Annotated in this window: 21 protein-coding genes; 5 read left to right on the forward strand and 16 right to left on the reverse strand. The window is 62.2% G+C overall.

From position 1 onward, the window contains the following. Positions 1-117: 117 nt before the first annotated feature. On the forward strand, positions 118-744 hold the full coding sequence (locus LRS56_25345; GenBank protein ID WDU62058.1) for a methyltransferase domain-containing protein: 627 nt from the start codon (positions 118-120) through the stop codon (positions 742-744). On the opposite strand, the gene LRS56_25350 is transcribed toward LRS56_25345, so the two are convergent. From LRS56_25350 to LRS56_25365, 4 genes are read right to left on the reverse strand one after another with little or no spacing between them, the layout of a single operon-like run. Beyond that, entirely contained in the window at positions 741-2,936 is a 2,196-nt protein-coding gene (locus LRS56_25350; GenBank protein WDU62059.1) for a hypothetical protein, read from the reverse strand. The genes LRS56_25345 and LRS56_25350 overlap by 4 nt on opposite strands. 2 nt (positions 2,937-2,938) lie before the next feature. Continuing rightward, positions 2,939-5,992, reverse strand: a complete 3,054-nt coding sequence (locus LRS56_25355; protein ID WDU62060.1) for an efflux RND transporter permease subunit — start codon at positions 5,990-5,992, stop codon at positions 2,939-2,941. Further along, entirely contained in the window at positions 5,989-7,059 is a 1,071-nt protein-coding gene (locus tag LRS56_25360) for an efflux RND transporter periplasmic adaptor subunit (GenBank protein ID WDU62061.1), read from the reverse strand. Before LRS56_25360 ends, LRS56_25355 begins: the two co-directional genes overlap by 4 nt. Further along, the gene (locus tag LRS56_25365) at positions 7,056-8,138 is read right to left on the reverse strand and encodes an efflux RND transporter periplasmic adaptor subunit (protein ID WDU62062.1); all 1,083 of its coding nucleotides are present in this window, start codon (positions 8,136-8,138) and stop codon (positions 7,056-7,058) included. The genes LRS56_25360 and LRS56_25365 overlap by 4 nt, the downstream gene beginning before the upstream one ends. 121 nt (positions 8,139-8,259) lie before the next feature. Between LRS56_25365 and LRS56_25370 the strand changes: the two genes are divergently transcribed. Continuing rightward, entirely contained in the window at positions 8,260-9,420 is a 1,161-nt protein-coding gene (locus LRS56_25370; GenBank protein ID WDU62063.1) for an AAA family ATPase, read from the forward strand. 134 nt (positions 9,421-9,554) lie between these two features. On the opposite strand, the gene LRS56_25375 is transcribed toward LRS56_25370, so the two are convergent. The 11 genes from LRS56_25375 to LRS56_25425 all read right to left on the reverse strand — a co-directional run bounded on the left by LRS56_25375 (position 9,555) and on the right by LRS56_25425 (position 18,865). After that, complete coding sequence (locus LRS56_25375; protein WDU62064.1) at positions 9,555-10,406, reverse strand: transporter substrate-binding domain-containing protein; 852 nt, start codon at positions 10,404-10,406, stop codon at positions 9,555-9,557. After that, positions 10,403-11,179: an amino acid ABC transporter ATP-binding protein gene (locus LRS56_25380; protein ID WDU62065.1), complete on the reverse strand. Its 777-nt coding sequence runs from the start codon at positions 11,177-11,179 to the stop codon at positions 10,403-10,405. Before LRS56_25380 ends, LRS56_25375 begins: the two co-directional genes overlap by 4 nt. Further along, positions 11,176-11,835, reverse strand: a complete 660-nt coding sequence (locus LRS56_25385) for an amino acid ABC transporter permease (GenBank protein ID WDU62066.1) — start codon at positions 11,833-11,835, stop codon at positions 11,176-11,178. Before LRS56_25385 ends, LRS56_25380 begins: the two co-directional genes overlap by 4 nt. Next, a complete protein-coding gene (locus LRS56_25390; protein WDU62067.1) occupies positions 11,816-12,481 on the reverse strand; it encodes an amino acid ABC transporter permease in 666 nt (221 codons plus the stop codon). Before LRS56_25390 ends, LRS56_25385 begins: the two co-directional genes overlap by 20 nt. A 525-nt stretch (positions 12,482-13,006) precedes the next feature. Next, positions 13,007-13,789, reverse strand: a complete 783-nt coding sequence (locus LRS56_25395; protein WDU62068.1) for a MetQ/NlpA family ABC transporter substrate-binding protein — start codon at positions 13,787-13,789, stop codon at positions 13,007-13,009. Between the two features lie 127 nt (positions 13,790-13,916). After that, positions 13,917-14,840, reverse strand: a complete 924-nt coding sequence (locus tag LRS56_25400; protein ID WDU62069.1) for a sigma 54-interacting transcriptional regulator — start codon at positions 14,838-14,840, stop codon at positions 13,917-13,919. 49 nt (positions 14,841-14,889) lie between these two features. Further along, the gene (locus LRS56_25405) at positions 14,890-15,471 is read right to left on the reverse strand and encodes an alpha/beta hydrolase (GenBank protein WDU62070.1); all 582 of its coding nucleotides are present in this window, start codon (positions 15,469-15,471) and stop codon (positions 14,890-14,892) included. Between the two features lie 315 nt (positions 15,472-15,786). Further along, on the reverse strand, positions 15,787-16,188 hold the full coding sequence (locus LRS56_25410) for a biopolymer transporter ExbD (GenBank protein WDU62071.1): 402 nt from the start codon (positions 16,186-16,188) through the stop codon (positions 15,787-15,789). 1 nt (position 16,189) lies between these two features. After that, positions 16,190-16,912, reverse strand: a complete 723-nt coding sequence (locus LRS56_25415) for a MotA/TolQ/ExbB proton channel family protein (GenBank protein ID WDU65814.1) — start codon at positions 16,910-16,912, stop codon at positions 16,190-16,192. Between the two features lie 51 nt (positions 16,913-16,963). Next, entirely contained in the window at positions 16,964-17,773 is an 810-nt protein-coding gene (locus LRS56_25420) for an energy transducer TonB (GenBank protein WDU62072.1), read from the reverse strand. A 240-nt stretch (positions 17,774-18,013) separates the two neighbouring features. Then, a complete protein-coding gene (locus LRS56_25425; GenBank protein ID WDU62073.1) occupies positions 18,014-18,865 on the reverse strand; it encodes a LysR family transcriptional regulator in 852 nt (283 codons plus the stop codon). Between the two features lie 106 nt (positions 18,866-18,971). Between LRS56_25425 and LRS56_25430 the strand changes: the two genes are divergently transcribed. The 3 genes from LRS56_25430 to LRS56_25440 all read left to right on the forward strand — a co-directional run bounded on the left by LRS56_25430 (position 18,972) and on the right by LRS56_25440 (position 21,622). Further along, on the forward strand, positions 18,972-19,433 hold the full coding sequence (locus tag LRS56_25430) for a nucleoside deaminase (GenBank protein WDU62074.1): 462 nt from the start codon (positions 18,972-18,974) through the stop codon (positions 19,431-19,433). Further along, positions 19,420-20,589, forward strand: a complete 1,170-nt coding sequence (locus LRS56_25435) for a CynX/NimT family MFS transporter (protein ID WDU62075.1) — start codon at positions 19,420-19,422, stop codon at positions 20,587-20,589. The genes LRS56_25430 and LRS56_25435 overlap by 14 nt, the downstream gene beginning before the upstream one ends. Positions 20,590-20,686: 97 nt before the next feature. Continuing rightward, entirely contained in the window at positions 20,687-21,622 is a 936-nt protein-coding gene (locus LRS56_25440) for a LysR family transcriptional regulator (GenBank protein WDU62076.1), read from the forward strand. On the opposite strand, the gene LRS56_25445 is transcribed toward LRS56_25440, so the two are convergent. Then, positions 21,513-22,607, reverse strand: a complete 1,095-nt coding sequence (locus tag LRS56_25445; protein ID WDU62077.1) for a fatty acid desaturase — start codon at positions 22,605-22,607, stop codon at positions 21,513-21,515. The genes LRS56_25440 and LRS56_25445 overlap by 110 nt on opposite strands. Between the last annotated feature and the right edge of the window lie 40 nt (positions 22,608-22,647).

Below are 22,647 nucleotides of genomic sequence, written 5' to 3' on the forward strand. Positions count from 1 at the left end.
GTTTAAACGTTCAGATCCACTTTGGCGGAACAGATTAGTTGATCTGTTCCGCTTTTTTATTTATCCCCAACGCATGGCGTATAGTCTGCCTCTCCTCCATGCCGTTGAAGCCCAGCCATGAAACTCGCCCCCGACGCCCTCGACCAGATCACCGCCACCACCCTCGGCCATTACAACAAGGTGGCCGAGGATTTTCGCGAAGGCACTCGCGATCATGACGTCAGCCAGAACATCGACGCCTTGCTGCGGCATATCCAGGGCACGGCGCCATTCACCGTGCTGGATTTCGGCTGCGGGCCGGGGCGCGACTTGCAGACATTTACACGTATGGGGCATATCGCCGTAGGCCTGGATGGCTCCGAACGGTTTGCGCAGATGGCGCGCGAGGACAGTGGCTGCGAGGTGCTGCAGCAGGACTTCCTGAAGCTGGATCTGCCCGCCGAACGCTTCGATGGTGTCTTTGCCAATGCGGTGCTGTTTCACATCCCCAAGCAGGAATTGCCACGGGTGCTCAAGCAATTGCACGGGGCGTTGAAACCTGGAGGCGTGTTGTTCAGCTCCAACCCACGAGGTGAAAACCAGGAGGGCTGGAATGGGCCGCGATATGGGTCATATCACGACCTGCCGGCGTGGCAAGCGTTGTTGACAGCGGCCGGGTTCGAAGAGCTGGAGCACTATTATCGACCGGCCGGGTTGCCTCGGGATCAGCAGCCCTGGCTGGCGAGCGTGTGGCGCAAAGGCTAATTCACCGAATACACCAGCGCTTTTTCACCCTCGATCCAGGCCGTGACACTGTGCGCGGCGTAGCCTTGTCTTTGGCTGGCGGAAAAATTCGCCACCAAGCGCGTGCCATCGGCGAAGGTGGTTTCCTGCACTTGCCGGTCCGCCGTCAACCAACGAAACCCAGTCATTGCCTGAGTGGCCAGGCGCTGATGCAGTGGCCGAAAAAAGCTGTCCTGGCGCTGGATAACCGGCAGCCGCTCGTCGAGCGTCGCCGCACTCAGGTGATACAGCGGCGGCACGTTGTACAGCAGCTGGGCCAGCTCGCTCTCAGCCCGCACATTGCTCAGCTTGAGGCTGTCGAACAGCCAATGATGGGTGGTGATCACCGAGCCGTGAAACACTGCCTGATACAGCGGCAGGCGCAGCGTCGGGTCGAAGTAGACCGTGCGAAACGGCTCGTTCAACGGCACCGGTTTGAAGAACACCGCCGGCTGCTCCGGCGGGTACCAGTTGCCCACGTAATAAGGTGACTGCTTGTTTTGGGTCATCTCACGATCGCCCCAGCCGATCACCGGGGTTTGCATGCCATGGGCAAACAGGATGCCCTGGGCGGTGACGGCATTGCCGTCTTCCGACCCGGCGGGCAGCTTGAGTACGGTATTGAGCCAGCGGGCCGCATCGATATTGCCTTCGGCATTTTGTGCCTGGGTCATTGGCGCGCCGTCACGGTAGCTGTCGAAGAGCATGCTGGTGGCGTACGCATCGAGGAACCAGGCGTTGAAGCCCGCCTGGGCTTGCACGGCCTTCACCCGGGCCTCCAGCAAAGGTCGTACACAGCGCGGGTCGGTGTAGTGGCCGGATTGCTGGAAGCCGGTCTTGAGCTTGCCGTCCTGCAGCACGATGGCACAGTCGCGATGGGCCCGGAGGCCCAGGTGGGCGGTGGTCCAGTCCGGGTTTTCGGTGGCGGACAAGGCGGTTTCATAGGAGTCGTAGGGCGCCACCAAGTAGCCGGCGTCGACCCCGGCACGAATCGTTTCCGGGTGCCAGAGGCCGCCTTCCCAGCCTTCGCCCAGGGTCAGCAGCAAACGCGGCAACCCAGCGCCGCGCAATGCCTGCACAGCCTGGCTGCCCCAGGTTTCAGGGGTATCACTCAACGCGCCGGCAAACGCCACCGCCCATTCGCCACGCAACTCGCCGTAGCGGGCGGCGAGTCGCTGCATGTCGGGCTCTTCGACTTGCTGCCAACTCTGCCGGGCCTTCCTGTTCATCGCCGCATTAAGCCCGCGTAACAGCACCGTTTGCTCGTAGCGATTGGCCAGGCTTTTTTGCGTCAGCAGTTGCGTCGCCTCCTTGTCCAACAGCCCCTTGAGTTCATGATTGCGCAGCAGCTGAAGCAACTTCGGCCAGTCCCGCACATCATCCGCGGCCAACAGGTCATTGCCCCACAGGTACACATGGCTGGCGCCCAGCAGCTTTTGCGCTTGCGGTGTTTGCCGCAGCTTGTCCTCCAACGGTTCATAGTGGCCCTGCTCGACCAACCATTGGCGATAGCGCCTGGCGCCGGCCAATGGGTCGGCGGCGCCCAGGTGCAGGCGCAGGGTCATGGGGGCCGATGGGTCGAGGCGGGTAAACGCATGGGACACTGACAACGCCAGCCCGTCGCCGTCGGCCTGCCACTGCAAACGGTTGTTGTAGGGATTGGTCAGCAGCCAGTTCAAGGTGAAGCTGCCGTGATCCACACCCCATAACGGCAGGCTGAGGTCCTGGGTGGTGTTGACCTCGCCCTGCGCCAGCAGGAACGCCCTCCACACCGGGTGACCGGCGGGCACGTAATGCCCCTCGGCCAGCGGCCACATCAGCCCCTTGCCCATGGCATTCGCCGGCTGCCACAGGATCGGCAGCTCGCCGGCCTCCCGCGCATGGATGGACAGCGCCAAGTCGCGCTGCTCAAGGGTCGCACTCACGTGAAAGGCGCCGTCATCCCATTGCCAACTGGCCTGTTGCGCAGTGTGTGTAAGCTGGCTGACGGCGCGCGCCGTAACCCCACGGCTGGCCTGCACCGCCGGCTGGCCACTGGGTGTGACACGGACAGCGAGGGTGGCCGGGTCGAGTTCGACCCGCCACAAGGGGTTTTCCAGAACGGTGCCGGCGAAGGCCATGGGCGCCAACAAAACAGCGACTATCAGCAAGGCGTGGCGCACGCAGCTTTTCATGTTCAGCTCTGGGGTTGTTTGGGCTCCCGGATCTTGTACCAAGCCACATACAACGCAGGCAAAAACAAAAGTGTTAGCAAAGTTGCGATGATAATCCCGCCAATCATGGCGTAAGCCATCGGCCCCCAGAACACTTCCCGTGCAATCGGAATCATGCCCAGGCTTGCCGCAGCAGCGGTCAGCAGGATCGGCCGACGCCGGTGCTCGGTGGCTTCCACCACCGCATCCCACGGCGTATAGCCGGCCACTTCGTATTCATGAATCTGCGTCACCAGGATCACCGAGTTGCGGATGATGATGCCGATCAGCGCCAAAATCCCGAGGATCGCCACAAAGCCCATGGGCGTGCCCGTGGGGATCAACGCCAGCACCACGCCGATCAACCCCAGCGGCGCGACACTCGCCACCAGGAACATCTTCTGCACGCTGTGCAGCTGGATCATCAGGAACGTCGCCATGAGGAACAGCATCAACGGCACCACACTGGCAATCGGGCCCTGGGCCTTGCCGCTCTCTTCCACAGTACCGCCAGTGGCCACCTTGTAGCCCACCGGAAGGCCGGCACTGAACTTGTCGATCTCGGGCTTGAGCTGCTTGACCAGGTCGGTCGGCTGCATCTCATCGCGGACCGAGGCCTTGATGGTGATGGTCGGCTTGCGGTCGCGACGCCATACCAGCGGCTGCTCCAGCTCATACCGCACGGTGGCGAACGCCAGCAGCGGAATCGAGGTGCCGTTGGGCGTAACGATCTGCAGGTTCTGCAAGGTTTCCGGGGTGCCACGCTCGGCGTCTTCGGCGCGGCCGACCACGTTGATCAGGTAGATATCGTCGTGCACCTGGGTTACCGACGAGCCGCTGACCACGCTGTTCATCAACTGCGCCACGTCTTCGGACGACAGCCCGAGCTGGCGCGCCTTGTCCTGGGCGATGTCCACGCGCAGCACTTTGCCGGGCTCGTTCCAGTCGTAAATGATTTCCCCGAGATGGGTGTTTTTATCCAGCAAGGTCGCCAGTTCGATGGCGTGTTTGCGCACCTGGTCGGTGTCTTTGCCGGAAACCCGGTACTGGATCGGACGGCCCACCGGCGGGCCCATTTCCAGCGGCTGCACAAAGCTGCCGATGCCCACAAAGTCATCGCGCAGGCGTTTTTGCAGGCGCGCAATCAATTCGCCGCGCTCCTCCAGGCCCTTGCTGACGATCACCAGCTGCGCGTAGTAAGGGTTTTCCAGTTGCTGGTCGAGGGGCAGGTAGAAACGAATCGCGCCCTGGCCAATATAGGTGCTCCAGCGGGCGATATCCGGGTCATCCTTGATGATCGCTTCCAGGCGGTCGACCGCTTTGCGGGTCTCGTTGATCGAGGCGTTTTGCGGCAGGTTGAGGTCGACCAGAATCTCCGGGCGATCCGATGACGGGAAAAACTGGTTCTGCACAAACTGCATGGAAAACACCGACGCCACAAACAGGCCGACGGTAATCCCGATAGCCCACCAGCGGTTGCGCATGGCCCACAGCATGCCGCCGTTGAAGGCGCGGCCAATGCGCCCAGGCTCGGCGCTGTGCGGTTTTACGTTGGCGCTGAGGATATGCACGCCGATCACCGGTGCAAACAGCACCGCCACTACCCACGACACCAGCATCGCCACGGCAATCACCGCGAACAGAGTGAAGGTGTACTCACCCGCCGAGCTGGCGTTGAGGCCGATCGGTACAAACCCCGCCACGGTCACCAGCGTACCGGTGAGCATCGGGAACGCGGTGGAGGTGTAGGCGTAGGTCGCCGCCTGCTCCTTGGTTTCACCTTTCTCCAGGCGCGTGATCATCATCTCCACGGTGATCATCGCGTCGTCCACCAACAGGCCGAGGGCGATGATCAAGGCACCGAGCGACACGCGCTGCATGGTGATGCCGCTGTATTCCATGAACACAAACACCAGCGCCAGCACCAACGGAATCGAGCACGCCACCACCAGCCCGGCGCGCATGCCGAGGCTGATAAAGCTCACCACCAAGACGATGATCACCGCCTCAAACAGCGCGCTGGTAAAGCCGCCGACGGCTTCTTCCACCACTTCGGCCTGGTCGGACACTTTGTGCACGCCGACGCCCACCGGCAGGTCGGCGGTCAGCTCGTCCATGCGGGTGTGCAGGGCCTTGCCGAAGGACTGGATATTGCCGCCCTTCTGCATGGCGATGGCCAGGCCGATCGCCGGTTTGCCGTTGAACCGGAACATCGGCCGCGCCGGGTCGACGTAGCCACGGCTGATCTCGGCGATATCCGCCAGGCGATAGAAGCGGTCATTGAGCCGCAGGTTGACGTTGGCCAGGTCCTTCTCCGAGGCGAACTGCCCCGACGTGCGCACAGAAATCCGCTCCGGCCCGGCTTCGATCACCCCGGCGGGCGTCACGGCGTTCTGCGATTGCAGGCTTTGCACGACCTGGCGCTGGTCAACCCCCAACGCCGCGAGTTTGCGCGTGGAGAAATTCAGGTAAATCACTTCGTCCTGCTGGCCGATCATCTCGACCTTGCCCAGGCCCGGCACCGAACGGATCTCGGCGCGCACTTGCTCTACATAGTCGCGCAGCTGGCGCATCGACAGGCCGTCGCCGGTAAAGGCGTACACCGAGCCGAACACATCACCGAACTCGTCGTTGAACGACGGCCCCTGCAACCCCTGGGGGAAGGTGCCGCGAATGTCGTCGATTTTCTTGCGTACCTGGTACCAGATCTCCGGGATGGCCTTGGCGCTGGTGGTGTCTTTGAGGAACACGAACACCGTGGACTCGCCCGGCCGGGTGTAGCTTTTCACGTAGTCGAGGGAGTCGAGTTCTTCGAGTTTTTTCTCGATGCGGTCGGTGACCTGCTTGAGCGTTTCTTCCTGGGTCGCGCCCGGCCAGCGGGTCTGGATCACCATGGTTTTGATGGTGAACGAGGGGTCTTCCTCGCGGCCCAGGTTCATGTAGGAGAACACGCCCATCAGCAGCGCGACGAACATCAGGTACCAGACGAAGGACTGATGCTTGAGGGCCCAGTCGGATAAGTTGAAGCTCCCTTTCATCGCGGGCTGTCCTCGTCAATTTTAACTTTTTGCCCGGGCTTCAGGCTGTTCACACCGGCGGTAACGATGCGTTCGCCGGGTTTGACGCCGCCGTTGAGCAAGGCACTGCTGGTGTCACGGCTGATCACGGTGATGTCTCGCGGCTGTACGGTCTGGCTTTGGGTGTCGAGCAGCCAGATGCGGGTCTTGCCGTCGACCTCCTGCAAGGCGCTCAAAGGCACTTCGATGCGCGGGGCGATGGCGGTGCTCAAGGTCACGCTGATGGCGGTGCCGAGGCGAAACGCGGGGGGCGTCTCGGCCAGGGTCAGGCGCGCACGGCGGGTGCGCGTGGCGCTTTGCGCCTGGGGTTCGATCTCGCGCACGATGGCCGTGGTGTGCACGCCGGGGTCGAGTTGCCCGGCGACCACAAACACCACATCCGCCGGCAGGCGCTCGGCAAGGCCCGCGGGCAGGTCGATCACCGCTTCCTTGATGTCCGGGCGGGCCAGCGTCACCACTTGCTGACCGGCGCTGACCACCTGGCCAGCCTCGGCATTCCAGGCGGTGACAATGCCAGCGTGGTCGGTGCGCAGCTCGGCGTAGTTGAGCTGGTCCTTGGCCTGATTGACCGAGGCCTGCGCCTGGTCGAGGCTGGCCTGGGTGGTTTTCAGGTCGGTCTGGGCCACATCCAGTTGAGCCTGGGCGCCGACGCCGCGGTTGAACAGCTCCTGCTGCCGGCGCGCATTGGCCTGGGCATTGATGAACTGCGCCTGCACGCGGGCAAGGTCGCCCTGGGCCGCGCGCAGTTGGTTCTGTTGATCGGTGGGGTCAAGCACGGCGAGCAAGGCGCCCTTCTCCACCTCGGCGCCTACATCCACGGCGCGGCGGGCGATGCGCCCGGGCACGCGGAACCCCAGGTTGCTTTCATAGCGGGCCTGGATGGTGCCGGCGAAACGGCCGAGGGTTTCCTGGTCCTCGGACGTCACTTGCATCGACAGCACCGGCCGTACGGGCTCGGGCGCGGGTTCTTCCTTGGAGCAGGCCACCAGCAACAGGCTGGCGGCGAGCAGGGCCGTCAGGCGCTTCATGGCTGGGCTCCTTGCTGGGCGATCTCGACCTGCATGCCGGGGTGCAGCAATTGCCCACCGGCCACCACGACTTTTTCGCCGCCCTTAAGGCCGTCGCCGATGATCACTTTGCCGGTGAGGTAACGCGCCACCGTGACTTTGTGCAGTTGCGCCTTGCCGTCACCGTCGATCAGCCACACGGCGGGCTCGCTGAGGTCTTTGGTCAACGCCGACCAGGGCAACTCGATGCTGGCCTTGGCCGGGCCGTTGGCGGTGGCACTCACCACCGAGCCCAACTGCATGCCTTTGGGCAGGGATTGCAGGGCGATCTTCACCTGCACCGTGCCGGTATTGGCCGCCACGGCGGGCGTGACTTCGCGGACTTTACCCACAGCCTTGATACTCGGGTTATCCAACAGGCTGACGGTGATCGGCGCATCCGGCGGCGGCTCCACCAGCAAGGACTCATAGACGTTGAACACCGCATCGCGCTCGCCGTCGGTAGCCAGGCTGAAAATCGGCACGGTGGCCTGCACCACCTGGCCGACTTCAGCCTGGCGCGCAGTGATCACACCCGGTGCATCCGCGATCAATGCGGTATAGCCGAGTTGTTCGCGGGCATTGGCCAACTGGGCTTGCGCGGCGGCCAGGGCACTTTGGCTGCTGCGCAGCGCGGCTTGGGCAGAGTCATATTCGCTGCGGCTGGTGTAACCCTTGGGCAGCAGCTTTTGCTGGCGCACAAAGGCGGCGGCGGTCTGCTTGACCCGCGCCTGTTCGGCCACGACCTGGGCCTGGGCCGAGTCGACGTTGGTCTGCAAATCCTTGGGGTCGAGCTTGGCCAGTACTTGCTTGGCGGTCACGCGGTCGCCCACATCCACCATGCGCTGGATGATTTTGCCGCCCACGCGAAAGGACAAATCGGTTTGCACCCGGGCCTGGATATCCCCGGTCAGGGTCACCGCCGCGGCGAAGTCAGCCGACTGCACGGTTTGCACAAACACCCGTGAATGCGCCTTGGGCTCGGCTTTTTCCTGGCCACAGCCGCTCAGCAGCGTCAGTAGGCCAAGCCCGAGAATACAGGTGAAAATTCGACCGCCCATGCAGGCTCCTTTTGCGTGATGCCGACTTGCCAGTGTGTATGCGACTGTGAGCTTAGTTGAGGGTTCCTTATCTGCATGGAGGCTCCCATACTCCAATGGTTCCCAAGCCGACTGAATGCTCATGCTCAAGACCCTCGCGGTGGCCAATTACCGCTCGATCAATAAATTGGTGGTGCCGCTGAATCGGTTGAACCTGATCACCGGGCCCAATGGCAGCGGCAAATCCAACCTGTACCGCGCCCTGCGCCTGCTGGCCGAAACCGCTCAAGGCGGGGTGATCAATGCACTGGCCCGTGAGGGCGGGCTGGACTCGACCTTCTGGGCCGGCCCCGAAACCATCAGCCGGCGCATGCGCAAGGGCGAGGTGCCGGTCGAAGCCGTGGTCCGCCAGGGCGTCAAGCGTCTGCGCCTGGGGTTTGCGGGGGAAGATTTCAGCTACGCCATTTCCCTGGGATTGCCCGAGCCGAGCCGTTCGTTTTTCGCCCTGGACCCTGAAGTGAAGAAGGAATGCATCTGGGCCGGCCATCTCTACCGCCCGGCCAGCCTGCTGGTGCAGCGCTCGGGGCCGATGGTGCGGGCTCGTGACGGCCGCGCCTGGGATGTGCTGGCCCAGCACACACCGAACTACCACAGCCTGTTCGATCAGGTCGGCAGCCTGCGCGGCTCGCCGGAAGTGTTGCTGCTGCGCGAGAGCATCCGTGGCTGGCGTTTTTATGATCACTTTCGCAGCGACGTCGATGCGCCCGTGCGCCAGCCCCAACTGGGCACGCGCACACCGGTGCTGCATCACGATGGCCGCGACCTGGCGGCGGCGTTGCAGACCATTCGCGAGATTGGCGACCCCGAGGCATTGCAGCGGGCGGTCAGCGATGCATTCCCCGGTGCACGTTTGAACATCGAGCCACTGCAGGGCGGGCGCTTTGCGATCGAGTTTTATCAGGAAGGTTTGCTGCGGCCATTATCGGCGGCGGAGTTGTCGGACGGCACCTTGCGTTACCTGCTGTTGATCGCCGCACTGCTCACGCCACGGCCACCGACCATGATGGTGCTGAACGAACCGGAAACCAGCCTGCACCCGGACCTGTTGCCGGCATTGGCGCGCTTGATTATCCAGGCGTCGCAGCAATGCCAGGTGTGGGTGGTGTCGCATGCCAGCCGCTTGATTGCGGCACTGCAACAGGATGAGGGGTGTAATTCGATTGTGCTGGAGAAGGTGTTGGGGGAAACCCAAATCGTTGGGCAGGGGATATTGGATGCACCGGCGTGGCATTGGCCGGAGTAATCGTCGCCGGTGAGGGACTCTTCGCGGGCAAGCCCGCTCCCACATTTTTCAGCATTCCACCTTTGAAACGCGGTCAATTGTGGGTGCTGGCTTGCTCGCGAAAGCGGTAGATCAGTCACCACAGGAACAAGGGATCAGCCCTGCCACTTCCCGCCTTCCACAATCACACTCTCAGGCTTGGTGTCATCGCTCAGCTCTTTACGCACATATTGGTCGTACAGCTTGAGCAGGAACTTCTCTTCACCCAACTTCGCCAACTCGGCATTCACCCAGTCACGCAGTTCGATATTGCCCTTCTTCACCGCCGGGGCAATCGGTGCTTCATCACCGAGTTTCTCTTCCAGCACGCGGTAGCCCGGGTTCTGCTTGGCCCAGCTGAACAGCACCAGGTTGTCTTGCGCGTAAGCATCACCGCGACCGGCCGACAGCGCTTGCAGCGACTCGGAATTTTTCTCGAACTTGAGCAGTTTCCAGTCCGGATGGTTCTTGGTCAGCCAGATATCGGCGGTGGTGCCGGTGGTGACGATGGTGGTGCGGGTAGCCAGGTCATTCAGGCTTTTTACCGCGCTGTCGTTAGGCACCAAGGCCTGCACCGCGACTTTGAGGTTGGGGTTGGTGAAGTCCACCGCTTCCTTGCGCTCCGGGGTCACGGTCATGTTGGCGAGGATCAGGTCGACCTTGTCGCTTTGCAGGAACGGAATACGGCTGGCCGGCTCGACGGCCACAAACTCAACCTTGTTTTCATCGCCCAGCAGGTCCTTGGCGAATTGGCGACCGATGTCGGTATCAAAACCCACGTAGCGGCCGGCTTCGTTTACAAAACCGAACGGCGGCTTGTCGGTGAATACGCCGACGATGAGCTTGTCGCGCGCCTTGATCTTGTCGATGTAGCTCGCAGCGGCGGTTGGTTTGGCGGGCTCTTCGGCCTTTTTATCGCAGCCGGCCAGTAAGGCGACGGCAAACAGTGGCAGCAGTAACTTTTTCATAGCAGCGCGAGTTCCTTAGGTTTTTTGGGCAGTGTTGAAACAAAGGAGAACTTCTCCAGGAACTGCTGCGCGCGTGCGGTTTGCGGGTTCGTAAAGAATGCCTCGGGGGTGTTGTGTTCGAGGATGCGACCGGCCTCCATAAACACCACGCGGTCGGCGACGGCGCGGGCGAAGGCCATTTCATGGGTGACGATCAGCAGGGTCATGCCATCACGGGCCAGTCCCTGGATGACTTCCAGCACTTCCTTGACCATTTCCGGGTCAAGGGCGGCGGTAACTTCGTCAAACAGCATGACCTGGGGGTTCATGCACAACGAGCGGACGATGGCGATGCGTTGCTGCTGGCCGCCGGACAGCTGACGCGGGAAGGCGTCGCGCTTGTCGGCCAGGCCCACGCGCTCCAGCAGTTTTTCGGCTTGGGCGCGGGCTTCACGCGGGTCGCGTTTCTGCACTTTGAGCGGGCCGAGCAGGATGTTGTCGAGCACGCTCATGTGCGGGAACAGGTGGTAGCTCTGGAACACCATACCCACGTCCTGGCGCACCTGGCGCCAGTCGGTGGCCTTGTCCAGCAGCTCCTTGCCGGCAAACCGCAGGCTGCCGCTGTGGGCCACTTCCAGGCCGTTGAGGCAGCGCAGCAAGGTACTTTTGCCGCAGCCGCTGGGGCCGAGGATCACCACCACTTCGCCGCTTTGCACACTCAGGTCGATGCCCTTGAGCACCTGCGTCTCGCCGAAGAATTTATTGAAACCCTGGAACTCGATCAATGCGCTCATGCTTGGGCCCAGCGCCGTTCCAGCACCTTGGAGGCGGCCGACAACGGGTAGCAGATAAAGAAGAAAAACAGGAACAGCGCGCCGTAGATCAATACCGACTCATAGGTGCGCTCGATGATTTGCTGGCCAACCTTGATCACATCCACCACGCCGATCAGCACGGCCAGGGAGCTGGTCTTGATGATGCGCGTATAGACGTTGATGGTCGGCGGCGTCATGCGTTTGAGGGCCTGGGGCAGCAACACGTAGCCGTACAGCTGTGGGTCCGACAGGCCAATCGACAACCCCGCTTCACGCTGCCCACGCGGCAGCGAATGCAGCGCACCGCGCACCACTTCGCCGACCTCGCTGGCGCCCCACAGCGACAGCACCAGCACCGCGCACCAGAAGCTCGGAATGCTCAGGCCGAAGAAAATCGGCAGGCCGAAAAACAGCAGGTACAACCACACCAGCACCGGGATCGCCCGGAACAGCTCCAGGTAAACCCGCAGCACCGCGTTGATCAGCTTGTTGTTCAGGGTGCGCAGCACGCCATACAACACGCCACCGACGGTGCTGAAGGCAATGCTCAAAAACGAAATCGACAGGGTTTGCGCAGCGCCTTTGCCCAATTGCGGCAACGACACCCACAGCAACTCAAGACCCGAACTGGCCATGCTGGAGCCTCCTTTCCAGGCGGCTGAGCAGCAGCGACAGCGGCAAGAACAACAGCACGCAAATCAGCGTCAGCACGGCGAGCATTTCGTAGGTTTTGTAGTAGAGCGCGATGTAGCTCTTGGTGGTGTAGAGAATCTCCGGCACCGCCACCGCAGAGACCACGGTGGTCTCCTTGAGCAGGAAGATGAAATTGGCGAACAGTGCCGGCAGGCTGAGGATACCGGCCTGGGGCAGGATCACATGGCGCAGCAGTTGCCAGTCGGACAGGCCGATGGACTTGCCGGATTCGATCTGCGCCAGCGGTACCGCTTCCACACCGGCGCGCAGCACTTCGGTGAGGTAGGCGCCGCCGAGGAAGGTCATGGTAATGATCGCGGCCCAGAACCCGGAGATATTGAAACCCAGGGCCGGCAGTGCGAAGTACACGAAAAACAGTTGGATCAGCAGCGGCGTGTTACGCGCCAGCTCCACATACAACGCCACCAGGCGCGACAGGTAGGGCGTGCGAAACACCAGCAGCGCCGCGTTGATCAGCGCCACCAGCAAGGACGTGGCAATGGCGATCAGGCCCACTTGCAGCGTCACCCCCACGGCCTTGAGAAACGCCGGCAGGGTACTGAGGATAAAAGCGAAATCGAAGGTCATCTTGAGTCCATGACGCCGCAAGGGTAATGCAGCGAGCGCAGTCCGATCCGGCGTGGGTAACGCCGGGTAGCGCGAACTTTAAAGGTATAAAAAGTAAAATTTAAATACCTAAATAGCATATTGATATCACCCAAAAAGATAACCGGCGGATTCACGGGTTTGGCGCGTGGCGGCTATGGTTGAGGGGTCTGTAATTCGAGGGATTGAACAATGAACCAAGCAAAACCGATTGATCCGCAGGAGCTGGTGAAATGGTTGGTGGCGTTGCGCAGGGCGATTAACAGCCGCGCACTCTGAAACTTCACCGCTCTCTGTGGGAGCTGGCTTTTGTGGCGAGGGAGCTTGCTCCCGTTGGGGTGCGAAGCGCCCCCACTATCGGCGACTGCTGCGCAGTCGAACGGGAGCAAGCTCCCTCGCCACAACAAGCGCTCTCCCACCGTTTTGAATGCATTCCAAAGCCCATAAAAAAACGCCGACGCTGTACTAGCCGTCGGCGTTCAAACCTTGAAGGGGGTTTTGTTTACATCAGAACGCAGGCACTACCGCGCCGTTGTACTTCTTCTCGATGAAGGCTTTGACTTCCGGGCTGGTCAGGGCTTTGGCCAGTTTCTGGATTGCGGCGCTGTCCTTGTTGTCCGGGCGAGCCACCAGGAAGTTCACGTACGGCGACTTGGCGTCTTCGATGATCAGCGCGTCTTTGGCTGGGTTCAGGCCGGCTTCCAGGGCGTAGTTGGTGTTGATCAGGTCCAGGTCAACCTCTTTCAAAACGCGTGGCAGCAAGGCCGATTCCAGCTCCTTGAATTTGAGGTTTTTCGGGTTGTCTTTGATGTCTTTCGGTGTGGCCAGGGCGTTGGTTGGGTCTTTCAACGTGATCAGACCGTTCTTTTGCAGCAGCAGCAGCGCGCGGCCACTGTTGGAGCCTTCGTTCGGGATAGCCACGGTGGCGCCGTCTTTCAGATCTTCAATCTTCTTGATCTTGCTCGAGTAACCGCCGAAGGGTTCAACGTGCACGCCAACCACGGTGACCAGGTTGGTGCCCTTACCTTCGTTGAAATTTTTCAGGTACGGCAGGGTCTGGAAATAGTTGGCGTCCAGACGCTTCTCGGCGACTTGTACGTTTGGCTGTACGTAGTCGGTGAACACTTTGATTTCCAGGTCCACGCCTTCTTTGGCCAGGGTCGGTTTGACCAGTTCAAGAATCTCGGCGTGCGGGATCGGGGTGGCGGCAACCACCAGTTTCTCGTTGGCCTGGGCGAAGCTTGCAGTCAGGGCAGCCGCCAGTGCGGTAAACAACAGAACCTTTTTCATGCAGTGTCCTTATCGAAATTCCGGGGCGTCTCTGACGACCGTTTTTTATGTGGTGTGCCAGCGAAGTGCTATCGCGGCGTGGGATGGACAATACCTATATTTTTTATTCCCGAACAATATCTTTTATTCACGTTGATATTCCATTTTGTTCATGTAGAAAGCTGCGCAAGGTTTCCCGCTCGGCGGGGCTGGCACTCGCGAAAATCCGCCGCACCTGCTCAAGCGGCGAGCCCGCTACGGGCAGGTTCAAATGCTCGGGCAAAATCTCGTCGCCGCTGCTGACCAGCAAGGCAAAGTGAATAACGTTTTCCAGTTCGCGGGTATTGCCCGGCCAACTGTGGTGCTCAAGTACCTGTTGGGCCGCGTCGCTGATCAGCGGCACCGGCAGGTCGAGGCGCTGGCTGTAGATGCCGAGGAAGTACTCGGCCAGGGACAGGATGTCGCCCACACGCTCGCGCAAGGCCGGCAGTTCCAGTTGGCCTTCGCTCAGGTAATGAAACAACCGCTCATGAAACTTGCCCGCCGCCACCGCCTGGGCCAGGTCGATGCTGGTGGCGGCCACCAGACGCACGTCCACCGGGCTGGGCTGATGCGCACCCACGCGGGTCACTTCGTGATTTTCCAGGGCGGCGAGCAGCTTGACCTGGATCGGCAGCGGCAAGTCGCCGATTTCATCCAGGTACAAAGTGCCGCCATTCGCCGAGCCGAACCACCCGGCCCGGCTGCTGGCCGCTCCGCTGTGAGCCCCGGCCGCGTAGCCGAACAGCTCGGCGTCGGCGTAGGTTGGGCTGATGGCGCCGCAATTGACCGAGACAAACAAACCGGTGCGGTCGCTGCCACGGTGGATATGCCGCGCCAGCAACTCTTTACCGCTGCCGGTCTCGCCGCGAATCAACACCGGCAAGGCGCGGGGGGCGAGGTTTTCCAGGTCTTCGCGTAGCTGTCGCGAACGCGGGTCGACAAACACCAGGGCCTTGGCACGGATGCTCAGCGGGCTTTTTTCGGCGTCGGGGAAGGTCAGCAGTGGCTGGCCGAAGGTTTCATGACTCATGGCAGGCTCCCGCCCCAAATCCACTCAGGGACGGGGCGTTGAAAAAATATCAGGCAGTACGCCGTGCGTGATGCTCAAGGCGGCTTTGCAGGCGATAGAGGTACGCAAAGCCCTGTTCCCAGCGCTGGTGACCGGACTTCACATTGATATGGCCAGCGCCCGACAGGATGCCGGCTTCGGCGCCCCAGTTACGCGCCAGCTCCAGCGCACGAGGGGCGCTGACGGCACTGTCGTTGTCGGAGCTGACCACTTGGCTGGGGAACGGCAGCAGGTCGGTTGGAATAGGCGCGAAATTACGCAAGGCCGGAGCGCAAGCGGGACGTTCGACATCGGCCGGAGCCACCAGCAACGCGCCGCGGACCTGCCGCAGAAAATGCAACGGCGCTGTGGCTGCCCAGTGCGCAACGGTGATGCAGCCCAGGCTGTGGGCGATGAGAATCACCGGCGTGCTGTCGGCGGCGATCGCCTCGGCGAGCGCGGCTACCCAGTCTTCACGGCGTGGCGTCAGCCAGTCGGCCTGCTCCACACGCGCACTGTTGGGCAGGCTGTTCTGCCAGTGACTTTGCCAATGATCTTCTGGCGATCCTTGCCAGCCCGGCACGATCAGGTAACGAATCGACTCGCTGTGCATGGGTGTGCCCTCCTGCAGCGTTTAACGTTGCTGAACAGTATAGGGACGGGTGTTATATTCGTTAAGGAATAAGAAGCTATTTATTAATAACCAAAAACCCAATCACACTAAACCTCAAACCGTGGGAGCGGGCTTGCTCGCGAAGGCGGTGTATCAGTCAGAGCATCTGTTACTGACCCACCGCCTTCGCGAGCAAGCCCGCTCCCACACTGAACCGATTCCACAGGAGATGAGCGAGGAGGCCTAAATCCCAGGCAAAAAAAAGGCCGCACCCTGCCAAGGAGACGGCCAAAAAATTGTCGAGGCTTTTGAAACTTAACGTGCAGTAATCACCGACAGCTTGGTAATCCCCGCGCGTTCGATAGACGCCATGGCTCGCGCCACTTCGCCGTAATTCACTCCATCGTCAGCCTGCAGTTGCACCCGCACATCGGGGTCCTTGGCCTTGGCCGCCTGCAGGTTGAATTCCAGCAGGTCCGGCTGGATTTCGTCCTTGTTGATAAACAGTTTGCCGGCGCCGTCGATGCTCACCACCAGCGGGTCTTTCTGCTCCACCGGGGCCACGGCCTCGGTCTTGGGCAGGTTGATCGGGATCGCGTTGGTCAGAAGCGGCGCGGTGACGATAAACACCACCAGCAGCACCAGCATCACGTCCACCAGCGGCGTGACGTTGATCTCGCTCAGCACCTCATCACTGTCTTGCGTGGAGAAGGCCATTTCAGGACGCCTCCTTCACTTTTTGCGGGTTGCCGCCCGCGTTTTTGGTCAGGGCCGGGTGCAGCAGCACGCGGAAGGAGTTCTTCTGCGCGAGGCTGTAGAAGTCGTGGGCAAAGTCGTCGAGGTCGGCAGCCGTGAGCTTCAGGCGACGCAGGAAATAGTTGTAGACCAGCACCGCAGGCACCGCGACGGCGATCCCCACACCGGTGGCGACCAGCGCTGCACCAATCGGCCCGGCCACGGTTTCCAGGCTGGCGGAACCGGCGGCGCTGATGCCCTTGAGTGCTTCCATGATCCCCCACACGGTGCCGAACAAGCCGATAAACGGCGAGGTGCTGCCGATACTGGCGACCACGGCCAGGCCGGTTTCCAGGGAACGGCGTTCACGCACGATCTGCTGGCGCAGGGCACGTTCAAGGCGGTCCTGGTGGTTGATCGCCTGGCTCAGGTCGGCAGCATGCGGCGCATCTCCCACCTGGATCGCGGCATAACCGGCCTGGGCCACACGGGCAGCGGCGCCCGGCTGGGTTTCGGCCAGCTCGGCGGCCGAGTCGAGACTCGATGCCGCCCAGAACTGTTTATGGAACTTGCGATCCTGCGCCTTGAGGCGACCGAACTGCAGGCCCTTGAGCAAGGCGAAGCCCCAAGTGGCGACCGAAAAGACCACCAGCAGCCAGATCACCGCGCTTTCGATGGATTCAAGTGGAGATGCTAATGCCATGATGTATTCCCTCTGTGCAGGTCGCGGCGTGTGCAACACACCGCAGCCGAATAGTTAGTGAATCTTGAAATCAATCGGTACGCTGACCCAGCCGTCCTGGGCCACATCGCCCTGCTTGGCCGGCACGAAGCTCCAACGCTTCACGGCGGTCAGTGCGGCGTCGTCGAGTTGCTGGCGACCGCTGCTTTTCTGGATCTGGATCTCACCCGGCTTGCCGCTGGCCAGTACATGCACCCGCAACAACACCGTGCCTTCCCAACCGCGACGCTGAGCCAGTGACGGGTATTCCGGCGCCGGGTTCTTCAAGTACGCGGCGTTGGCGGAAGCCGGTGTTACCGGCGCCGGGGCCGGCGGCGCAACGGGCGCTGGCGCTGGCGGAGCCGGTGTCGGTGGCGCAGGCGGTTGCTCGACCGGTTTGGGTGCGGGCTTGGGCTCAGGCTTTGGCACCGGCTTGGGTTTCGGAATTTTTTTCGGCGCAGGCTTGGCGGCCAACTCATCCACCACCGGCGGCGGTGGCTCGACCACCGGTGGTGGCGGCGGTGGCTGCACAGGCGGAGGCGGTTCCACCACCGGCGGTGCCGGTTGTGAGAATTCGATGGTCATCGGCGGGATTTCCGGCGGCACAATCGGCAGCACCGGGGTGGGCTTCTGGCTTACCCAATAAATCACCGCGCCGTGCAGGGCCAACACCAGCAGCCCGAGCAAAATCCCTTCGCGTCGGCTCGAAAAGCGCTTCGGGGTTTTCTGCGTGCGCAACTGCCCCAACGGCGCGCGGTGCGGCCGGCCAAGGTCGACCAACTCACCACTCGGTGCCTGGCGCCATTGCGCCTCGTGTGCACTGGCGGCGGTCTGGACTTTGCCCATTGATTCACTCCCTACGGTTTTGAAACAAAAAAACCGACGGGCCTGCATGGGAGGCCGTCGAGGGCTGAATCATCGGGGCCAGACGCTTATCTCTTAAAGTAATCTTTAAAGTTATACATAGATTAAAAATGAATAAACGAAACATTCAGAAACGCCAAAGCCACGTCCCACGTGGGCTGGCGCGAAGGTGTCGATTTTCAATGCTTTTCAGGCATAAAAAATATTCAGCAAAGGCATGGGTCAGGCAGGGCTGTTTGCGCACAAATCGAGCAATTGGCGCTGCAAACTCTGCCCCGCCGCCCCCAGGCCACTGCGGCCATACAACGCCAGTCGCACGCCCTGCACCGCTGGCAAACCGCTGTCGACGCCGAGCACCACATGCCCGGCCTGCACCACCCGGCGCGGCAACAAACTGATACCCAGCCCCGCCGCCACCGCCGAACACACACTGGCCAGGCTTGCGCTGGAATAGCCGATGCGCCACCGCCAACCGGCCACTTCCAGGTGCTGCAGCATTTCATTGCGGTACAGGCCGCCGACCGGAAAGGCCACCAAGGGCAACGGGTCGCGCGCCAGGGAGGGCGTGCTGCGGCTGTCGACCCAGCACAACGGCTCCGGCCACGACGCCAGGCAGTCGGCGCTGTCGCCCATCTGCTTGACCAGCAATACATCGAACTCACCGCCGCGATACTGGCGCTGCAACTCGGGGCCCAGGCCGCTGGTGACCTCCAGGCGCACCCGTGGGAATGCCTGCACAAACGCCGAGAGCAACGGCATCAGGCGCTCGGCGGCAAAGTCTTCGGGTACGCCAAGGCGCAGCACACCGTCACTTTGCTGGTTGATCAACACATCGGCCGCTTCTTCATGCAGCGCGAGGATGCGTCGCGCATAGGCCAGCAGCCTTTCGCCCTCGGCGGTGGGCACCACGCGGCGCTGGTCGCGGTCCAGCAACTGGCACGTTACCGCGTCTTCGAGGCGGCGGATCTGCTGGCTCACGGTGGACTGGGTCAAGTGCAGTCGCTCGGCGGCGCGGGTGAAATTGCCGCAATCCACCACGGCGACGAAACTGCGCAATAACACGGGGTCGAACATTGGCATCACCATTGCGTTTGCCACTGATTGGCATGGTTATATTTAATTTCAGAATACCGCGATGGCTGCCCATACTTCACCCTCCATTCTGCCCGGAGGAGCCCCCATGACCGACGATCTACAGCACCTGCAACGCGCCATTCGGCTGGCCCAGACCAACGTGGCCCAGGGTGGCCGCCCGTTTGGCGCGGTGCTGGTGCGCAACGGCGAAGTGCTGGTGGACGCCGTGAATGAGATCCACCTGAGCCAGGACCCCACCGCCCACGCCGAGCTGCTGGCGATTCGCGCTGCCAGCCAACAGCTCGGCGCACGCCTGGAGGGCTGCGTGATCTACGCCAGCGGCCAGCCGTGCCCGATGTGCCTGAGCGCCATGTACCTGTGCGGCGTGGAACGGGTGGTGTTTGCCGCCAGCAACGCAATGGCCGAGCCGTTCGGGCTGTCGACGGCGGCGATTGGCCAACAGGTCGGCCTGCCCGTGCATGAACAACGCCTGCCAATCCAGCATCTGCCCGACCCAGCCATGACGGCCCTGTATCGCGAATGGAAAACCCTGCATGAAGCTGAATAAATCCCTCGCCGGCTGGGGCCTGCTGGTGGTCCTGGGCTTGAACCTGCGGCCGATCCTCAGCTCGATCAGCCCGTTGCTCGGCGAGATTCGCCTGGCCACCGGTTTGAGTTTCCAGAGCAGCGCCCTGCTGACCAGCCTGCCCGTGGTGTGCATGGGCCTGGTGGCGTTGGTGGGGGTGCGTGTGGAGGCGCAGTTGGGGGAACGGCGCGGCATTGCCCTGGGCTTGATGATGGTTTTGCTGGCGTGCCTGGCGCGCTGGCTGATGGGCCAGGCGTCGGCGCTGCTGGTCACGGCATTGCTTGGCGGTGCCGGGGTGGCGCTGATCCAGGCCTTGGTGCCGGCGATGATCAAGCGCGAGTTTCATCACCGCGTGCCGGTGGCGATGGGCGTGTATTCGGCCTCACTGATGGCCGGTGGCGGGCTGGCGGCGCTGCTCAGCCCGGTGGTGGCCACGCACTTCCAGCAATGGCAGGCGGGGTTGGGCGTGTGGCTGCTGCCGGCGCTGGCGGCGTTGCTGTTGTGGGCCTGGCTGCCGCTGGGTGCGGCGAAAAACCCACAGCGGGTGCCTGCGTTCCAGGGTTTGCGCAACCGCCGGGCCTGGCTGCTGGCGGTGTATTTCGGCCTGGTGAACTGCGGCTACATGAGCATGGTGGCGTGGCTGCCGGCCTACTATCAGCAATTGGGCTGGGGCGTGCTGCCCAGCGGTTCGTTGCTGGCATTCATGACTATCTTCCAGGTGATCGCCGCGCTGTTGATGCCGGTGCTGGCACAACGCGGGATCGACCGTCGGCCACTGCTGGGCATCGCCCTGCTGGCTCAGACGGTGGGTTACCTGGGTTTGATCCTCGCGCCGCAGGGCTATCCCCACCTGTGGGTGGCCTTGTGCGGCTTCGGCCTGGGCGCGTGTTTCGCGCTGAGCCTGCTGCTGACCCTCGACCACCATCGCGACCCTCGCCAGGCCGGGCAACTGGCGGCCTTTGTGCAGGGCGTGGGCTTTTTGATCAACGCCCTATCGCCGTGGCTGACCGGCTGGCTGCGCGAGCTGACCGGCAGCTTCATCAGCGCCTGGGTGGTGCTGACGGTGACCGTGGTGGCGATGCTGGTGGTGACCCGCGTGTTCAGCCCTGCCACCTATCGCACGGCGCCCGCTCTATAGATATGCATTTAAGATCTAGATAAAAAAAACATGCTTCATTGACGGAATAAGAAGCCACCTTAAAATCCCGGTTCTTCTACAGGATGCCGGGCACACCATGGATCTTCGCCAACTGCGTTACTTCATCGCTCTTAACGAGCACCGCAGTTTCGTGCGCGCCGCCGACGCCATGGGCATCACGCAGCCGGCGTTCAGCCGTAGCATCCAGGGCCTGGAACAGGAGTTCGGCTGTGTGCTGGTGGACCGCGCCCATAAAGACCTGCGCCCGACCCCCGAAGGCCAAGTGGTGCTGCAACATGCCCTGAGCCTGGTACAAGGTGCGGCGCTGCTCAGCCATGAAGTGACGCGCATGACCAAGCTCGACGCGGGCGAGGTACGGTTTGGCAGCGATGCGGTGGCGGCCGTCAGCCTGGTGCCCCAGACCATGGCGCGGTTTGTCACGGCATACCCCAAGGTGCGTACCGCGTTGCAGGTAGACAATTGGGAAAAACTCGGGCGCAGCCTGGCCCGGGAGGAGATCGAGTTTTTTATCGCCGACGTGCGCCATTTCGAGGCCGAGCCGAACTTCCAGACCCAGGCCCTGACGCCTCGGCGCAGCGTGTTTTTCTGCCGCGACGGGCACCCGCTGCTGGCCAAGGACAGCCTGTCCACCAACGACCTGTTCGGCTACCCGCTGGCCACGCCCTTGATCGCCCCCGGCATTCGCAAACTGCTGGCCAACCTCAGCGGGCGCATCGACTTCGCACCCGCCATCGAGCTGGAGCAGTTTGCCGCGCTGGCCAGCATCGTGCGCCAGTCCGACGCCATCGGCCTGGGCGCCGAAGAAGCCTTCCTCGACGCCTTCGCCAGTGGCCAGTTGCACCCGCTGCACTGGCGCAACGTGCCCCACGCCCTGGACAGTTTGAACACCCGCTGCGGGGTGATCAGCCGCGCTGGGGTGCGCTTGTCGCCTGCGGCAAAGGCGCTGATCGAGACGCTGCTGGCGGTGGAAAGCCAAGGCGATTGGCCCGCGCAAACGTCCCAAAATCGTTGAAACGCACGCCCATCTCGGCCATCACTTTGTGTGCCACTCCGGCCGTCATCTGGCGGATGTAAAACGGCTCTTTAACCACAAAGTGATGGATGCCGTGGGTGCTGCCGAAATTGAAGCAGAACGCCTGCAACGGCCACAGCCACCACGGGTTCAGCACTTGGGTTTGCTGGAGCACATTGCCCAGTTCCACGTCGCCGTAGTAGTGCATGTTGGAGCTGACAAAGTGCAGGCAAAAGGTGCGCAACACGTTGGGGCCGATGATCACCACGGCGGCGATATCGATCACCTGCATCATCTGCAACGTACCGGCTGACCAGCCGATCGGCGTGCCCATCAGGCTGGCGATGCCGTTGGCCGCATGAAAGCCCAGGAAGATGTACCAGGCGCCCCAGTGCAACAGCGCCAACGGTGCGTACACCAGCAGCGAGCGCTTGAGGATCTTGAATTTGTGGCTCCAGGTTTTGGCGCGCAGCATCCGGATGAAGGCCGACATCACGTTATCGCCCACCATCAGCAACCGCGCAAAACCCCAGGGCTCGCCATTGGTGATGGCGCGCTCTTCCATATCGGTTTCGGTGCCCGACACCTTGTGATGGTTGAGGTGCAGGTGCCGGCGGATCCACGGGTTGATCGTACTCGGCCGCGCCAGCCATACCAGGCCCATCATCAGGTTGTGGGGCACGCGTTGCTTGCGAAAGTACATGCTGTGGATCAGGTCGTGTTCCAACTCGTGGGTCAGCGAGGCCAAAAAGGCATTGAGCAGCAGGCACACCCACCAGGCCATATGGCCGCTGATGTACAGCGCCGCCGAACCCAGCATGCCCAGCAGGGCGAACGCCAGGATGCCCGCGCCCAGCGCGTCCTGATGCAACAACCAGGGGTGCTGTTGGCGCAACCTGAGGCCTTCGGCCAACACCACTTCACGAATATGCGCCGAGCGCTGTTGCGCGTTCATCTGTTGGGGACTTGCAGAAGTACCGTCCATGCTCCCATCCTCTTGTTTACTGATGGTTACATCCTGCACC

The organism is Pseudomonas poae, assembly GCA_028869255.1.
In the GTDB taxonomy this organism is placed as follows: domain Bacteria; phylum Pseudomonadota; class Gammaproteobacteria; order Pseudomonadales; family Pseudomonadaceae; genus Aquipseudomonas; species Aquipseudomonas poae_C.

Coding starts and splice junctions, on each gene's coding strand:
- LRS56_25345 (WDU62058.1), top strand. CDS start 118: ATGAAACTCGCCCCCGACGCCCTCGACCAGATCACCGCCACCACCCTC.
- LRS56_25350 (WDU62059.1), bottom strand. CDS start 2,936: ATGAAAAGCTGCGTGCGCCACGCCTTGCTGATAGTCGCTGTTTTGTTG.
- LRS56_25355 (WDU62060.1), bottom strand. CDS start 5,992: ATGAAAGGGAGCTTCAACTTATCCGACTGGGCCCTCAAGCATCAGTCC.
- LRS56_25360 (WDU62061.1), bottom strand. CDS start 7,059: ATGAAGCGCCTGACGGCCCTGCTCGCCGCCAGCCTGTTGCTGGTGGCC.
- LRS56_25365 (WDU62062.1), bottom strand. CDS start 8,138: ATGGGCGGTCGAATTTTCACCTGTATTCTCGGGCTTGGCCTACTGACG.
- LRS56_25370 (WDU62063.1), top strand. CDS start 8,260: ATGCTCAAGACCCTCGCGGTGGCCAATTACCGCTCGATCAATAAATTG.
- LRS56_25375 (WDU62064.1), bottom strand. CDS start 10,406: ATGAAAAAGTTACTGCTGCCACTGTTTGCCGTCGCCTTACTGGCCGGC.
- LRS56_25380 (WDU62065.1), bottom strand. CDS start 11,179: ATGAGCGCATTGATCGAGTTCCAGGGTTTCAATAAATTCTTCGGCGAG.
- LRS56_25385 (WDU62066.1), bottom strand. CDS start 11,835: ATGGCCAGTTCGGGTCTTGAGTTGCTGTGGGTGTCGTTGCCGCAATTG.
- LRS56_25390 (WDU62067.1), bottom strand. CDS start 12,481: ATGACCTTCGATTTCGCTTTTATCCTCAGTACCCTGCCGGCGTTTCTC.
- LRS56_25395 (WDU62068.1), bottom strand. CDS start 13,789: ATGAAAAAGGTTCTGTTGTTTACCGCACTGGCGGCTGCCCTGACTGCA.
- LRS56_25400 (WDU62069.1), bottom strand. CDS start 14,840: ATGAGTCATGAAACCTTCGGCCAGCCACTGCTGACCTTCCCCGACGCC.
- LRS56_25405 (WDU62070.1), bottom strand. CDS start 15,471: ATGCACAGCGAGTCGATTCGTTACCTGATCGTGCCGGGCTGGCAAGGA.
- LRS56_25410 (WDU62071.1), bottom strand. CDS start 16,188: ATGGCCTTCTCCACGCAAGACAGTGATGAGGTGCTGAGCGAGATCAAC.
- LRS56_25420 (WDU62072.1), bottom strand. CDS start 17,773: ATGGGCAAAGTCCAGACCGCCGCCAGTGCACACGAGGCGCAATGGCGC.
- LRS56_25425 (WDU62073.1), bottom strand. CDS start 18,865: ATGTTCGACCCCGTGTTATTGCGCAGTTTCGTCGCCGTGGTGGATTGC.
- LRS56_25430 (WDU62074.1), top strand. CDS start 18,972: ATGACCGACGATCTACAGCACCTGCAACGCGCCATTCGGCTGGCCCAG.
- LRS56_25435 (WDU62075.1), top strand. CDS start 19,420: ATGAAGCTGAATAAATCCCTCGCCGGCTGGGGCCTGCTGGTGGTCCTG.
- LRS56_25440 (WDU62076.1), top strand. CDS start 20,687: ATGGATCTTCGCCAACTGCGTTACTTCATCGCTCTTAACGAGCACCGC.
- LRS56_25445 (WDU62077.1), bottom strand. CDS start 22,607: ATGGACGGTACTTCTGCAAGTCCCCAACAGATGAACGCGCAACAGCGC.